Source organism: Streptomyces sp. ATLC9 (genome assembly GCF_057196705.1).
On the sequence record NZ_JBXUOY010000121.1, the window covers coordinates 1 to 14,918 of the forward strand.

The following is a 14,918-nucleotide window of genomic DNA, read 5'->3' on the forward strand; positions in this document are numbered from 1 at the left end:
GGCAGAGCCGCGGCGACGGCCGCCAGTACGCGGCCCGCCGAACCCGCGGCGATCGCCGCCGCGGGCGGTACGGGTCGCTCGGCCGTCATCCGTCCCCTCCTGTCTCCCCGGCCGCCGGTCCGTGGCGCGGGGGCCGGCGGGTTATCGCTCCCGCGCCGCGGGGCGGGCCGCGGCCAGGTCGCGGACCGCTGCGGCGAATGCCTCCCCGCGTGCGTGGTAGTTGGTGAACATGTCCATCGAGGCGCAGGCCGGAGCCAGCAGGACGGTGTCCCCGGGGCGGGCCAGCCGGGCGGCCTCGCCGACCGCCGCCGCCATCGCCCCAGTGTCGGTCCGGCCGAGGTCGACGACCGGGACATCCGGGGCGTGTCGCGCCAGCGCTTCGCGAATCAGGCCGCGGTCCGCGCCGACCAGCACCGCCGCGCGCATCCTCTCGGCGGCCCCGGCGACCAGTTCGTCGAAGACGGCTCCCTTGGCCAGCCCTCCGGCGATCCACACCACCGGGTCGTAGGCGTTCAACGACGCCTCGGCGGCGTGGGTGTTGGTCGCCTTGGAGTCGTCGACGTAGGCCACCCCGTCCACGTCGGCCACATGCTCGATGCGGTGCGGATCGGGCCGGAAGGAACGCAGCCCGTCGCGCACCGCCCCGGGCTCCACGCCGAAGGCGCGGGCGAGCGCCGCTGCGGCCAGGGCGTTGGCGATGTTGTGCGGGGCGGGCGGATCGACGTCCTCGACCCCGGCCAGTTCCCGCGCCTGCCTGTGCCGGTCGGGTACGAAGGCCCGGTCCACCAGCACGCCTTCCACGAGGCCGAGTTGGGACGGCGCGGGGGCGCCGAGGGTGAAGCCGATCGCCCGGCAGCCCTCCACCACGTCGGCGCGGCGCACCAGTTCCTCGGTGAGCGGGTCGGCGGTGTTGTAGACGCAGGCGACCTCGTTGCCCTCGTAGATCCGGCCCTTGTCGGTGGCGTACGCCTCCATCGAGCCGTGCCAGTCGAGGTGGTCGGGCGCCAGGTTGAGCACCGCGGCCGAGTGGGGACGAACCGAGGAGGACCAGTGGAGCTGGTAGCTGGACAGCTCCACCGCGAGCACGTCGTACGGTTCGCCGCCGAGGACCGCGTCCAGCAGCGAGACGCCGATGTTGCCGACCGCCGCGGTGCGCAGCCCGGCGGCCTCCAGGATGGAGGCGAGCATCCGCACGGTGGTGGTCTTGCCGTTGGTGCCGGTGACGGCCAGCCAGGGCGCGGCGCCGGGGCCGCGCAGCCGCCAGGCCAGCTCCACGTCGCCCCACACCGGAACGCCGGCGGCCGCGGCCGCCGCGAACAGCGGCTTGTCCGGCTGCCAGCCTGGCGTGGTGACGACCAGTGAGGTGCCTTCGGGCAGGGTGGCCCCGTCGCCGAGGCGCACCGTGGCCCCCAGCTCCTCCAGTTCGGCGGCCTGCCGCCGGGCGCGCTCGTCGTCGCCGTCGTTGACGACCGTCACGTCGGCGCCCAGGGAGCGCAGCACGCGCGCGGCCGGGATTCCGGAGACGCCGAGACCGGCGACGGTGACGTGTTTCCCGGCGAACTCCTCGCCGACGGGGCCGCGCGTCATTTCCCTGCCGCCCAGCCGGCGTAGAACAGGCCGATCCCGACGATCACGCACATGCCCTGGATGATCCAGAAGCGGACCACGACCAGCACCTCGCTCCAGCCCTTGAGCTCGAAGTGGTGCTGGAGCGGCGCCATCCGGAAGACGCGCTTGCCCGTCAGCCGGAACGAGCCGACCTGGATGACGACGGACATGGTGATGAGGACGAACAGGCCGCCGAGCAGGGCCAGCAGCAGTTCGGTGCGGGAGACGATGGCCAGACCGGCCAGTGCGCCGCCCAGGGCCAGCGAGCCGGTGTCGCCCATGAAGATCTTCGCGGGCGAGGTGTTCCACCACAGGAAGCCGAAGCAGGCGCCCATCAGCGCGGAGGCGACGACCGCCAGGTCCAGCGGGTCGCGCACCTCGAAGCAGCTCGGGCTGCCGGTGATGGCGCAGGAGTCCTGGTGCTGCCACACCCCGATGAAGGTGTAGGCGCCGAAGACCATCACCGAGGCGCCGGTGGCCAGGCCGTCCAGGCCGTCGGTGAGGTTCACGCCGTTGGACATCGCCAGGATCATGAACAGCGCCCAGACCACGAAGAGCACCGGCCCGATCGACCAGCCGAAGTCCTGGATGAAGGAGAGCTTGGTGGACGCCGGGGTCTGGCCGCGGGCGTCGGCGAAGTTCAGCGACAGGACCGCGAAGGCGATGCCGACGATGAGCTGGCCGAGCATCTTGGCCTTGGCGCGCAGGCCCAGGCTGCGCTGCTTGACGATCTTGATGTAGTCGTCGAGGAAGCCGACCAGGCCCATGCCGGCCATCAGGAAGAGCACCAGCACGCCGGAGAACGACGGCGGCTGGCCGGTGATGGCCTTGGTGAGCGCGTAGGCGATCAGCGTCGCCAGGATGAAGGCGATGCCGCCCATGGTGGGGGTGCCGCGCTTGCTGTGGTGGTCCCGCGGGCCGTCGTCGCGGATGTACTGCCCGTAGCCCTTGCGGGCCAGCAGCTTGATCAGCAGCGGAGTGCCGATCAGGGTCAGGAAGAGCCCGATGACCCCGGAGAAGAGGATCTGCCTCATCATCGGCCGGCGACCTCTCCCCTGCCCTCGGCGGGAAGACCCCTGCCCTCGACCAGCGCGAGCGCCACCTTCTCCAGGCCGGCCGACCTGGACGCCTTCACCAGCACGACATCCCCCGGCCGCAGATCGTCGCGCAACAGGTCGATTGCCGCCTGCGCGTCGGACACGTGCACCGACTCCTCACCCCACGAACCCTCGTTCTTGGCGCCCATGTCGATCCAGCGGGCCTCCCGGCCGCCGACCGCCACGAGCTTGCTGACGTTGAGCCGGACGGCCATCCGTCCGACCGCGTCGTGCTCGGCGAGCGACTCCTCACCGAGCTCGGCCATCTCGCCGAGCACCGCCCACGTGCGACGCCCCTTGCCCATGGCGGCGAGCGCGCGGAGCGCGGCCCGCACGGACTCGGGATTCGCGTTGTAGGCGTCGTTGACGACGGTCACGCCGTCCGAGCGCTCGGTGACCTCCATCCGCCAGCGGGAGAGCGTGCCGGCCTCGGAGAGCGCAGTGGCGATCCCGTCTGCGGGCATGCCCAACTCGTGGGCTACGGCGGCCGCGGCGAGCGCGTTCGACACGTGGTGCTCACCGTACAGGCGCATGGTCACATCGCCGCACCCGGTGGGGGTGTGGAGGGTGAAGGCGGGCTGCCCCTTCGGGGTGAGACGGACATTCTCGGCACGGATGTCGGCCTCCTCGGCCTCGCCGAAGAGGAGGACGCGTGCCTCGGTGCGGGCGCGCATGGCCCGCACCAGGGGGTCGTCGGCGTTGAGGACGGCGACACCGCCCTCGTCCGCCGCGGGGAGGGACTCCACCAGCTCGCCCTTGGCCCGGGCGATCTGCTCCCGGCCGCCGAACTCGCCGATGTGCGCGGACCCTACGTTGAGGACCACGCCGACGCGCGGCGGGGTCAGTCCGGTCAGGTAGCGGATGTGGCCGATACCGCGGGCGCCCATCTCCAGCACGAGGTGGCGGGTGCCCTCCTCGGCGCTCAGCGCGGTCAGCGGCAGGCCGATCTCGTTGTTGAGCGATCCGGGGGTGAAGACGGTCGGGCCCAGCCGCCGCAGGAGCTGGGCGATCAGGTCCTTGGTGCTGGTCTTGCCCGCGGAGCCGGTGAGGGCGACGACGGTGGTGCCCAGCCGCCGCACCACATGGCGGGCCAGGGCGCCCAGGGCGGCCTCCACGTCGTCGACGACGATCGCGGGCACGCCCACGGGCCGGGCGGCCAGCACGGCCGCCGCGCCGTCGGCGACGGCGCGGGCGGCGAAGTCGTGGCCGTCCACCCGGGCGCCGCCGAAGGCGACGAACAGCGCGCCGGGGCGCACCTCCCGGGAGTCCTTGACCACGGGGCCGGTGACGGTCGGCTGCGGTTCCGGTATGTCGTGGACCCGGCCGGAGACGATGCCGGCGATCTCTGCGGGGGTCAGCGGGATCACGACGCGCTCTCCCCGGTGTTCCCGTCGCGCCCGTCGTCCGCGGCGTCCCGCCCCGCGTCCCGCCGGGCGGCCATGGCGCGCTCGACGGCCTCCCGCAGCACCTCGCGGTCGTCGAAGGGACGGACCACCCCGGCGACATCCTGGCCCAGCTCGTGGCCCTTGCCGGCCACCAGTACCGTGTCCCCTGGCTCGGCCCGGGCGACGGCCGCCGCGATGGCGGCGGCCCGGTCCTCCTCCAGCAGCACGGTGCCGCGCTCGTGGACCGGGACCTCGGCCGCGCCCGCGAGCATGACGGCGAGGATGGCCAGCGGGTCCTCCGAGCGCGGGTTGTCGGAGGTCAGGACGGCGGTGTCGGCCAGCCGGGCCAGCGCGGCGCCCATGGCGGGGCGCTTGTGCGGGTCGCGGTCGCCGCCGCAGCCGAGCACCGCGTGCACCCGGCCCTCGGTGACCTTGCGCAGGGCGCGCAGCACGGAGTCGACGGCGTCGGGCTTGTGCGCGTAGTCCACGACCGCCAGGTACGGCTGGCCGGCGTCCACGCGCTCCAGGCGGCCCGGTACGCCGGGCACCGCGGCGACGCCCTCGGCCGCGGTCTTCAGGTCGATCCCGGCGGCGACCAGGGCGGTGATGGCCGCGAGCGCGTTGGCCACGTTGAACGGGCCGGGCAGGGGGGCGGCGGCGCGGACCGTCTCGCCGTCCGGTCCGATGACGGTGAAGGCGGAGCCGAGCGGGCCGATCTCCACGTCGCTCGCGCGCCAGTCGGCGTCCGGGTGGCCCTCGGCGGAGAAGGTGGTGACGGGGACCTCGCTCTCGCCCGCGGCCAGCCGCTGTCCGTACTCGTCGTCGATGTTGACCACACCGGCGCGGGAGCGTGCCTTGGTGAACAGCTGCGCCTTCGCCCGGAAGTAGTCCTCCATGTCCGGGTGGAAGTCCAGGTGCTCGGGGCTGAGGTTGTTGAAGACCGCGATGTCGAAGACGCAGCCGTCCACCCGGCCCAGCACCAGCGCGTGGCTGGAGACCTCCATGGCCACGGAGCGCACCCCGCGCTCGCGCATCACGGCGAACAGCGCCTGGAGCTCGGTGGCCTCGGGGGTGGTGCGCTCGGACTTGATCCGCTCGTCGCCGATGCGGGACTCGACCGTGCCGATCAGCCCGGTCGGCTCCCCCTCCTTCGCCGCCGCGCGCAGCCCGCCCTCGATGAGGTAGGCGGTGGTGGTCTTGCCGGAGGTACCGGTGATGCCGATCTGCAGCAGGTCCCTGCCCGGGTCGCCGTAGATGGCGGCGGCCAGGTCGCCCGTCACCTCGCGCGGCTCGGCCACCGTCAGCGCCGGCAGGCCGGTCGCGGCGGCCCGCTCGGCGCCCGTCGGGTCGGTGAGCACCGCGACGGCGCCCAGGCGGGCGGCCTGGACGGCGAAGTCCGCGCCGTGGAAGCGGGCTCCCGGACGCGCGATGTAGATGTCGCCGGGTCGTACGGCGCGCGAGTCGTGGGTGATGCCGGTGACGGCCGCGTCGCCCTCGGGGGCCGCGACCCCCAGCCGCCGGGCCAGCTCCGCCAGCGGCACGGGACGGACCCGCTCCGGGCGGGGCGGTGCGGGCAGGGATGGGGTCTGATCAGCGTGTGGCACGGCGGTGAGCGTACCCGCCGTGCCGGGCCCGCCGCGAAGCGAGGGGCCGGGTGTGCCGGGCGCGCCGCCGTTGGCGCCGGGGTTGTCGCGGGGGAGGTCGTCGATGGTTCTCACGGTCGCTTTCCGGTCGGTTCCCGGGTCAGTCCCGGGGGTCGAAGGTGACGGGCAGGCGCGGGGGCTCGGAGCCGGTCGGGGGGATCCGCAGGGCCTTGAGCGCGTACTTCATGACCTGCTGGTACACCGGGCCGCACACATCGCTGCCGAAGTAGCTGCCCCTCTTGGGGTTCTGCACGGCGCAGTAGACGGTGACGCGGGGGGCGTCGGCGGGGGCGAACCCGGCGAAGGAGGAGGTGTAGCCGTTGTAGCGGCCCGTCTCGGGGTCCACCCGGTTGGCCGTGCCGGTCTTGCCCGCCACCCGGTAGCCGGGGATCTGCGCGGTGGTGCCGGTGCCCTCCATGTCCTCCACCACCGACTCCAGCATGGTGGCGAGCGTCGTGGCGGTCTTCTCGCTGATGACGCGGGTCCGCTCCGGTTCCGGCGCGGGCTTCCACTCCCCGCCGGGCCCGGTGGTGCCGCGCACCAGGGACGGCTCGACGCGCACGCCCTTGTTGGCGACGGTGGAGTAGACCGAGGCCGCCTGGACGGCGTTGATCGACACGCCCTGGCCGAAGGGGATGGTGTACTGCTGCGAGGCGTTCCAGTCCCCGGGGTCGGCGAGGATGCCGGGGGTCTCGCCGGGGAAGTCCAGACCGGTCTTCTGCCCGATCCCGAACTTGCGCAGGTAGGAGTGGAGCACCCGGTTGGTCTCCGCCCGGGTGTCGCCGATCTGCTCGACGGCCAGGATGGTGCCGATGTTGCTGGACTTGGCGAGCACCCCGTTGAGGGTGAGGTACCAGGTGGGGTGGTCGACGTCGTCGGCGAAGCTGCGGTCCGCGCGCGGCAGCCGGTTGGGCACCACGACATGGGTGCCCGGGGTGGCCGCGCCCTCCTCCAGGACCGCGGCCATGGACATCAGCTTGCTGGTGGAGCCGGGCTCGTACGCGTCCTCCACCGCGCCGTTGCGCAGTGCGGAGGCGCTGGCCGTGGACAGGTCGCCCGGGTCGTATCCGGGCGCGTCGGCCAGGGCCAGGATCTCGCCGGTGCGGACGTCCTGGACGATCACGTATCCGCCGTCGGCGTCGGACCGCTCGACCTGCTCCTCGATGGCGCTCTGCGCGGCCCACTGGATGTCGCGGTCGAGGGTCAGTTCCACGTCCGAGCCGGGGCGTGCGGGCTGCTCGTACTCGCCCGCGGTGGGCACCTGGCGGCCGCCGGACTGGGCATAGGTGATCTTCCCGTCCTTCCCGGCCAGCACCTTGTCGAACTTCGCCTCCAGGCCGCCGCCGCCCCTGCCCTCGGAGTTGACGAAGCCGAGCACCGCGGCCGCGAGCCCCCCGCCCGGGTAGACGCGTTTGGCGTGCTCCTCGGAGTACACCCCGGCCAGCACGTGGTGGCCTCCGCCGGCGCGCTGCCGGCCTGCCAGCACGCGCTTGAGGTCGGTGATCTGCCGCCAGACCTGCGGGGGCTGCTGCCGGGCCAGCAGGACGTAGCGGGTCTCCTTCCGGGAGAGCCGCTCGGTGAGCGTCTCCTCGTCCACGCCGAGGACGGGGGCGAGCAGTTCGGCCGCCCGGGCGGGCGCGTCGGGGACCTTCGTCTGCTCGGGGGTGAACAGATAGGGGTCGGCGGTGATGTCGTACGCGTCGACCGTGGTGGCCAGGGCGACGCCGTCACGGTCGGTGACGGTGCCGCGCTCGGCGGCGAGCGGGACGGTGATGTAGCGGTTGATGTCGGCCTTGGCCGCGTAGGTGCTCGCGTCCACGGCCTGCACCTGGAACAGCCGCACGGTGAAGGCCAGTGTGACCAGGGTCAGCAGGACGCCGAACAGCCTCAGCCGGGGCCGGTGGCTGCCCAGCCGTACGGTGTCCGGCCTCGGGCGGGGCGCGCGGGCGGCGGGCCGGGGTGCGCGGGAGGAGCGGGACGCGGTGGCGGGGCGCGGGGCGGGCCGCGCACGGCGGGGGCGCCGGGGGCTCTCGCTCACGGGGCGTCCTCCCCCTCTGACCCCCCGGATGCGGCGGGGGCCGGTTCGGGCCGGCCCCGGACGGTGCCGTCCGGGAGGATGAAGACGGGGTTCCCGCCGGGCACCATGCCCAGCCCCCGGGCCCGTTCGGCCAGCGCGTCCGGAGCGGAGAAGGAGTCCAGCTCCTGCTGGAGCGCCTGTTCCTCCTCGGCCAGTTCCTCGGCCTGTTTCTCCAGCTCCCTCAGTTCGAAGGACCCCTGGTTGACGGCCGCGTTGAGCAGCAGCAGGGCCAGCAGCCCGGAGCCGAGCAGCAGGACCACCAGCAGCACGAAGGGGGTGCGGGCCGGCCCGGAGGGGGCGCCCGCGGGGACCAGCCGCGCCAGCCTCGCCAGCCGCTGCTGGGGCGTGGGGGAGGCCGGTTTCCCGGTGGTGCCGGGCATGGCTTTCGGTGCGGCCTTCAAGGCTCCTCCCGGATGCGCTCGGCACCGCGCAGCCGGGCGGGGGCGGCGCGGCGGTTCTCGGCGACCTCTTCCTCGCCCGGGAGCTCCGCGCCCCGGGTCAGCAGTCTCAGCCTGGGCTGGTACCGCTCGGGGACCACCGGCAGCCCCGGCGGCGCGGTGCCGGCGGCGCCCGCGGCGAGCACCTGCTTGACCAGGCGGTCCTCCAGCGAGTGGTAGGACAGGACGGCGATCCTGCCGCCCACCGTCAGCGCGGCGACGGCCGCCGGCAGCGCCCGCTCCAGCACGGCCAGTTCGCCGTTGACCTCGATGCGCAGCGCCTGGAAGGTGCGCTTGGCGGGGTTGCCTCCGGTCCGCTTGGCGGCCTGTGGCAGCGCCTCGCGGATCAGCTCGACCAGCCGGGCGCTCCCGGCGAACGGCTCCTTCTCCCGCTCGCGCACGATCGCGGAGACGATCCGCCTGGCCTGCTTCTCCTCGCCGTAGGCACGCAGGATGCGCACCAGCTCGCCGGGAGGGTAGGTGTTGAGGACCTCCGCGGCGCTCACCCCCCTGCTCTGGTCCATCCGCATGTCCAGCGGCGCGTCCCTGGAGTACGCGAAGCCGCGCTCGGCCTCGTCCAGTTGCATGGAGGAGACGCCGAGGTCGAACAGGACCCCCCGGACGCGCGGCACGCCGAGCCGCCCCAGCACCTCGGGCAGTTCGTCGTAGACGGCGTGCACCAGGGTGGCGCGGTCGCCGAAGCGGGCCAGACGCTCACCCGCCAGTTCCAGCGCGGCCGGGTCGCGGTCCAGGCCGATCAGCCGGGCCTCCGGGAAGCGCGACAGCAGCGCCTCGCTGTGTCCGCCCAGCCCCAGGGTGCAGTCCACGACGGTGGCGCCGGGCTCGCCCAGCGCGGGGGCGAGCAGGTCCAGGCAGCGCCGGAGCATGACCGGGACGTGCCGCTCGTTGGTGCTCAACTGGACTCTCCTTGAGCGGGCCCGTACGGCCTGGTCCCCGCCCGCTCGCGAAGGGGAAGAACGGCGGCGCCGGGGAAGGGGCGCCGCCGGCCGGGAGCGGGAGGAGGCCGGGCCGCACGCGGCCGTACGCGCGCCCGCGCACATGGGATCTCGGGGACTCAGCAGGGGAGCCCGGCGTTCGCCCGGCCCCCGCTTCGCGTCACTTTAGTCCACTCCTCCCCCCGGTCAACCAACTGGTCAGGCGCGTCACCGCCGCTCCCCCGGGCGGGCGCGGCACGCCCGCCCGCCGCCGGTTCCACCCGCGCGGGGGTCGCACGCCGCTCATGTGGGTTACCTCACACCCCATGCGCGTTGACCGGCTTTGCCCTGCCCCACACCGAGCCGGACGGAAGACGGACGGTTACCGTCGTAGGCATGCCATCGTCTTCCTCCGAAGGGCCGGTCACCGACCGCCTCGTCGCAGCCAACCAGCGCTACGCAGCCGAGTTCACCGACCCGGGCATGGACGCCCGGCCGGTGCTGAAGGTCGCCGTCGTCGCCTGCATGGACGCCCGGCTGGACCTCCACGCCGCACTCGGCCTCGAACTCGGCGACTGCCACACCATCCGCAACGCCGGCGGCGTGGTCACCGACGACGTCATCCGCTCGCTGACCATCAGCCAGCGTGCCCTGGGTACACGTTCGGTCGTGCTGATCCACCACACCGGCTGCGGCCTGCTGAATCTGACCGAGGACTTCCGGCACGAGCTGGAGATGGAGGTCGGCCAGCGGCCGTCGTGGGCCGTCGAGTCCTTCAAGGACGCCGACCAGGACGTACGGCAGTCGATGGAACGGGTACGCACCTCACCGTTCCTGCTGCACACCGGCGACGTACGGGGCTTCGTCTTCGACGTCACCACCGGTCTGCTCCGGGAGATCGATCCGGCGGACGGCCCGGAATCGTGACGCGTGGGGCTGTGTAAGTGAAGAATGCCTGAGTGACGGCCCTTCGTCGCGGGTATCCCGCGTTGGAGGCGCCGGTTGTTCGGGATGGCCGGCCCGCCGCGGGCGGACCGGCCCGTGAGCGGGCCGAGGAGGGCCGGGTGACGACCTATGACGAACGAGCTGATCTCAGTGATCTGACCGCCACGGCGGACCGGGTGCGCCGGTCGGTGGAGAGCGTGATCGAGGGCAAGCCGGAGGTCGTACGGCTCTCGCTGACCGTGCTGCTGGCCGAGGGGCACCTGCTGATCGAGGACGTGCCGGGCGTGGGGAAGACCATGCTCGCCAAGGCGCTGGCCAGATCCGTGGACTGCTCGGTGCGCAGGATCCAGTTCACCCCCGACCTGCTGCCCTCCGACATCACGGGGGTGAGCGTCTACGACCAGCAGCGCCAGGAGTTCGAGTTCAAGCCGGGCGCCATCTTCGCCCAGGTCGTGATCGGCGACGAGATCAACCGCGCCTCCCCCAAGACCCAGTCGGCCCTGCTGGAGTCGATGGAGGAGCGGCAGGTCACCATCGACGGGCGCAGCTACGAACTGCCCGACCCGTTCATGGTGGTGGCCACCCAGAACCCGGTCGAGATGGAGGGCACCTACCCGCTGCCCGAGGCGCAGCGCGACCGCTTCATGGTGCGGACGTCGATCGGCTACCCCGGCCCCGAGGCCGAACTGCGGATGCTCGACGTGCACGGCGGGACCTCCCCGCTGGACGACCTCCAGCCGGTGGCCCACGCGCACGAGATCGCCAAGCTGGTGGAGGCGGTGCGCGACGTGCACGTCTCCGAGCCGATCCGCCGGTACGCCGTCGACCTCGTCGCCGGCACCCGCGGCCATCCCGAGCTGCGGCTGGGCGCCTCACCCCGGGCCACCCTGCACCTGCTGCGGGCGTCGAAGGCGGCGGCGGCCCTGGCCGGCCGGAACTTCGTGCTGCCCGACGACGTGCAGGGGCTGGCCGTGCCCGTGCTGGCGCACCGGCTGCTGCCCACCGCCCAGGTCCAGCTCGGCGGGCACACCTCGGAGCAGATCGTCCTCGACATCGTGCGGCGCGTTCCCGTGCCCACGGCCAACTACCGGGAGGCGACCTCACAGCCCCCGCTGTACGGCCGGCCCTCCCCTCGGAGGCTGTGATGGACGGCCCCGGCGCAGCCGTCCGGGACACCGGCGGGGGCGCGGACGCGGGCCCCGGGACGGCGGTGCGGCGGGAGGACACCCTGCGCACCGCGTTCGCCGGGCTCACCACCCGGGGTCGGTCGTTCCTGGCCGCGGGGGCGGCCGCGGTGGTGTGCGCCTACGTGCTGGGCCAGGGCGACCTGCTGCGGGTGGGGGTGCTGCTGGCCGCGCTCCCCCTGGTCTGCGCGGTCGTGCTGCACCGCACCCGCCACCGCGTGACGGCCTCCCGGCGGCTGTCCCCCGCCCGCGTGCCCGCCCGCGAGGAGGCCCGCGTGCACCTGCGGCTGGACAGCGTCTCGCGGCTGCCGATCCCCCTGCTGATGCTCCAGGACCAGGTTCCCTACGTCCTGGGCCCGCGCCCGCGCTTCGTCCTGGACCGGATGGAGGCGGGCGGCCGGCGCGAGGTCTCCTACCGGGTCCGCTCCGACCTGCGGGGGCGCTACCCGCTGGGACCGCTGCAACTGCGGCTGACGGACCCGTTCGGCATGGTGGAGCTGACTCGGTCCTTCAGCTCCCGCGACACCCTCACCGTCGTACCGCGGACGGAGGAACTGCCCCGCGCGCGGTTCGCCGGGGAGGCCGCCGGCCCGGGCGAGGGGCGGCACCGCTCCCTGGCCATGGCGGGCGACGAGGACGTGATCCCGCGCGGCTACCGCCACGGCGACGACCTGCGCCGGGTGCACTGGCGCTCCACCGCGCGCCACGGCGAGCTGATGGTGCGCCGCGAGGAGCAGCCGCAGCGGCCGCGCTGCACGGTGCTGCTGGACACCCGCCGGAGGGCTTGGGCCGGCTCCGGGCCGGAGTCGGCGTTCGAGTGGGCGGTCTCGGGGGCCGCCTCGGCCGCCGTGCACCTGCTGGAACGCGGCTGCACCGTACGACTGCTGACCGACGCCGGCGCACCGGTGCCCGGGCCGGGCGGGAGCCTCGCGGGCACCGCGGCCTCCGGCACCGCCGGTCTGGTCCTGGACGCCCTGGCGGTGGTGGAGCACTCCCGTGAGCCGGGCCTCGCGCGGGCGTACGAGGTGCTGCGCGGCGGCAGCGGCGACGACGGGCACGAGGGACTGCTGGTGGCCTTCCTCGGTTCACTGGACGACGAGCAGACCGCGCTGGCCTGCCGGATGCGCCGGCGCGCGGGGAGCGCGGTGGCCCTCCTCCCCCGCGGGTTCCACGAGCCGGCCGCGCGGGAGCAGCGGGAACGGCCGCTGCGCGAGGCGGGCTGGACGGTGCTGACGTACGCGCCCGGGGAGACGCTGGCCGGTCTGTGGCGGCAGGCGGACAGGCCCGCGGGCGAGACGCCCGGGCGGGCGGCGAGGGGCGGACGGTGATGAGCGGACGGGTCCGGCTGGTGTTCTGTGCCTGGGCGGCCACCCTGGCGGCGGCGTGCGCGCTGCTGCCGCTGGTCGCCCCGGCGGGCTGGCTGCTCCAGGCCGCCCTGCTGCTGGGCGTCCAGGCGGCGGTGGGAGCGGCGGTGCGGCGGATGACGCCGGCCGGGGCTCCGGCCGTGGGTGCGCAGGCGGTGGTGTCGCTGCTGCTGCTCACCCTCGTCTTCGTCCGCGGGGACGCCGTGCTCGGGGTGCTGCCGGGCCCGGAGGCGGTCGAGGCCTTCGGCGCGCTGCTGGCACAGGGCACCGCGGACGTCGGCCGGTTCTCGATCCCGGCCCCGGTCACCGACGGCATCCGGCTGCTGCTGGTCGGCGGCGTGCTCGTCATCGGCCTGCTGGTGGACCTGCTGGCGGTGACCTGTCGTGCCGCGGCCCCCGCCGGGCTGCCGCTGCTGGCGCTGTACTCGGTCGCGGCCGGGCTGTCCCCGGACGGGGGGAGTCCGCTGTGGTTCCTGTGCGCGGCGGCCGGCTACCTGCTGCTGCTCCTGGCGGAGGGCCGGGACCGGCTGTCGCGGTGGGGCCGGGTGTTCGGCGGCGGGTCCGGCGGTACGGCGCCGCCGCCGGTGCGTACCGGGCGGCGGATCGGCGCGGTGGCACTGGGCATCGCCCTGGTGGCGCCCGCGGCGCTGCCGTCACTGGGCGGCGGGCTGCTGGACACCGCGCGGCAGGGGCGGGGCACGGGGAACGGCGGCGGCACGGTCTCCGCGGTCAACCCGCTGGTCGCGCTGCAGGACAGCCTGAACCAGCCGAGCAACCGCACGGTGCTGACCTACACCACCGACGCCGAGAGCACCTCGGAGATGTATCTGCGGATCGTGGCGCTGGACCGGTTCGACGGCACCTCCTGGAAACCCTCGGAGCGCCGGATCACCGATCTGCCCAGTCCGTTCCCGCCGGTGCCCGGGCTGTCGCCGTCCGTCGGCACCGAGCGCGTCACCACCTCGCTGCGGGCCGCCGACTGGTACGCCCAGAGCTGGCTGCCCATGCCGTATCCGGCCGCCGAGGTGCGCGTCGACGGCCGGTGGCGCTTCGAACCGGAGGGCCGGACGGTCGTCGGCGACCGAGGCCAGAGCACCCGGGGCGTGCGGTACGAGGTGGACAGCCTGGTGGTACGGCCGACCGCGCGGCAGCTGTCGGCCGCCCCTGCGCCCTCACCGCAGATCATGGAGGAGTACACCGACGTACCGGACTCGCTGCCGTCCGTGGTGGCCGCGACGGCACGGGACGTCACCGAGGGCGCGTCCAGCGCCTACGAGCGGGCGGTGAGGCTCCAGGACTGGTTCTCCTCCGAGGGCGGCTTCCGCTACGACACCCAGGTGAAGGCCGGCAGCGGCAGCGCGGCCATCGCCCGTTTCCTGGAGGACCGGGAGGGCTTCTGCGTCCACTTCGCCTTCTCCATGGCCGCCATGGCCCGCACCCTGGACATCCCCGCGCGGGTCGCGGTGGGCTTCACGGACGGGTCCTCCGACGGCAGCGGCGGGATGGCGGTGGGGCTGAAGGACGCGCACGCCTGGCCCGAGCTGTACTTCGAGGGCGTGGGCTGGACACGCTTCGAGCCCACCCCGAGCCGGGGCAGTGTGCCGGAGTACACCCGGCCCGACCTGCCCTCCTCCGAGCGGTCGGACGCCCCCGAGCCTCGGACGCGGGACAGCGCCGAGCCGCTTCCGGAGCCCTCGGAGACCGGGGAGTGTCTTCCGGGGCAGGTCACCGAGGACTGCGGCGCGGCGGCCGTCCCGCCGGACGGCGAGAGCTCCGGGGGCGGCCTCCCGGTAGGCAGGATCCTGCTGGTGACGGCACCGGTGCTGCTCGTCGCGGGGCTCCTGGCACTGCCGGCCCTGTGGCGCGGCAGGGTCCGGTCCCGGCGGCTGAAGGACGGCGGTGGTCCGGACGCCCGTGCCCTCGCCGCCTGGCGGGAGATGACCGACTCCGCCTGGGACCTGGGCGTTCCTCCGCAGGAGTCCGCCACTCCGCGCACGGCCGCGGCGCGCGTCGTGCGGCTGGGGAGGCTGGAGGGCGAGGCGGCCGAGGCCGTGCACCGGCTGGCCACCGCGGTCGAGCAGGCGCTCTACGCCCCCGGGCCTCGGCCGGCGCAGGGGCTGGCCGAGGACGTGGGACGGGTACGGGCCGGGCTGCGGGCGGCCACCGGGCGCGGCGCGCGGCTGCGGGCCCTGCTGCTGCCGCGGTCGGCCGTACGCGCGGTGTGGGCCGTCTCGGAGCGCTGG

11 protein-coding genes are annotated in these 14,918 nt (G+C 74.3%); 4 read left to right on the forward strand and 7 right to left on the reverse strand.

Annotated elements, in window-relative coordinates; genetic code table 11:
- Positions 1 to 141: 141 nt before the first annotated feature.
- From murD to rsmH, 7 genes are read right to left on the reverse strand one after another with little or no spacing between them, the layout of a single operon-like run.
- On the reverse strand, positions 142 to 1,587 hold the full coding sequence (gene murD / locus AC2CJA_RS14455; protein WP_484603101.1) for a UDP-N-acetylmuramoyl-L-alanine--D-glutamate ligase: 1,446 nt from the start codon (positions 1,585 to 1,587) through the stop codon (positions 142 to 144).
- Positions 1,584 to 2,642 (reverse strand): phospho-N-acetylmuramoyl-pentapeptide-transferase, encoded by a 1,059-nt coding sequence (gene mraY, locus AC2CJA_RS14460; protein ID WP_484603110.1) that lies wholly within the window; start codon positions 2,640 to 2,642, stop codon positions 1,584 to 1,586. The genes murD and mraY overlap by 4 nt, the downstream gene beginning before the upstream one ends.
- Positions 2,642 to 4,072: a UDP-N-acetylmuramoyl-tripeptide--D-alanyl-D-alanine ligase gene (locus AC2CJA_RS14465; protein WP_484603102.1), complete on the reverse strand. Its 1,431-nt coding sequence runs from the start codon at positions 4,070 to 4,072 to the stop codon at positions 2,642 to 2,644. The genes mraY and AC2CJA_RS14465 overlap by 1 nt, the downstream gene beginning before the upstream one ends.
- On the reverse strand, positions 4,069 to 5,799 hold the full coding sequence (locus AC2CJA_RS14470; protein WP_484603111.1) for a UDP-N-acetylmuramoyl-L-alanyl-D-glutamate--2,6-diaminopimelate ligase: 1,731 nt from the start codon (positions 5,797 to 5,799) through the stop codon (positions 4,069 to 4,071). Before AC2CJA_RS14470 ends, AC2CJA_RS14465 begins: the two co-directional genes overlap by 4 nt.
- Positions 5,800 to 5,833: 34 nt before the next feature.
- Positions 5,834 to 7,771: a peptidoglycan D,D-transpeptidase FtsI family protein gene (locus AC2CJA_RS14475; RefSeq protein WP_484603103.1), complete on the reverse strand. Its 1,938-nt coding sequence runs from the start codon at positions 7,769 to 7,771 to the stop codon at positions 5,834 to 5,836.
- Complete coding sequence (gene ftsL, locus AC2CJA_RS14480) at positions 7,768 to 8,211, reverse strand: cell division protein FtsL (protein ID WP_484603104.1); 444 nt, start codon at positions 8,209 to 8,211, stop codon at positions 7,768 to 7,770. Before ftsL ends, AC2CJA_RS14475 begins: the two co-directional genes overlap by 4 nt.
- The gene (rsmH, locus tag AC2CJA_RS14485; protein ID WP_484603105.1) at positions 8,208 to 9,164 is read right to left on the reverse strand and encodes a 16S rRNA (cytosine(1402)-N(4))-methyltransferase RsmH; all 957 of its coding nucleotides are present in this window, start codon (positions 9,162 to 9,164) and stop codon (positions 8,208 to 8,210) included. The genes ftsL and rsmH overlap by 4 nt, the downstream gene beginning before the upstream one ends.
- 414 nt (positions 9,165 to 9,578) lie before the next feature.
- Here rsmH and AC2CJA_RS14490 point away from each other — a divergent pair, with 414 nt between their 5' ends.
- The 4 genes from AC2CJA_RS14490 to AC2CJA_RS14505 all read left to right on the forward strand — a co-directional run.
- Positions 9,579 to 10,109 carry a beta-class carbonic anhydrase gene (locus tag AC2CJA_RS14490; RefSeq protein ID WP_484603106.1) on the forward strand — a complete coding sequence of 177 codons (531 nt, stop codon included), beginning with the start codon at positions 9,579 to 9,581 and terminating at the stop codon, positions 10,107 to 10,109.
- Between the two features lie 137 nt (positions 10,110 to 10,246).
- Positions 10,247 to 11,272: an AAA family ATPase gene (locus AC2CJA_RS14495; RefSeq protein WP_484603107.1), complete on the forward strand. Its 1,026-nt coding sequence runs from the start codon at positions 10,247 to 10,249 to the stop codon at positions 11,270 to 11,272.
- The gene (locus AC2CJA_RS14500) at positions 11,272 to 12,639 is read left to right on the forward strand and encodes a DUF58 domain-containing protein (RefSeq protein WP_484603108.1); all 1,368 of its coding nucleotides are present in this window, start codon (positions 11,272 to 11,274) and stop codon (positions 12,637 to 12,639) included. Before AC2CJA_RS14495 ends, AC2CJA_RS14500 begins: the two co-directional genes overlap by 1 nt.
- Positions 12,639 to 14,918: transglutaminase TgpA family protein (locus AC2CJA_RS14505; protein WP_484603109.1), on the forward strand; the 2,280-nt coding region annotated here is incomplete at its 3' end. The genes AC2CJA_RS14500 and AC2CJA_RS14505, both read left to right, overlap by 1 nt.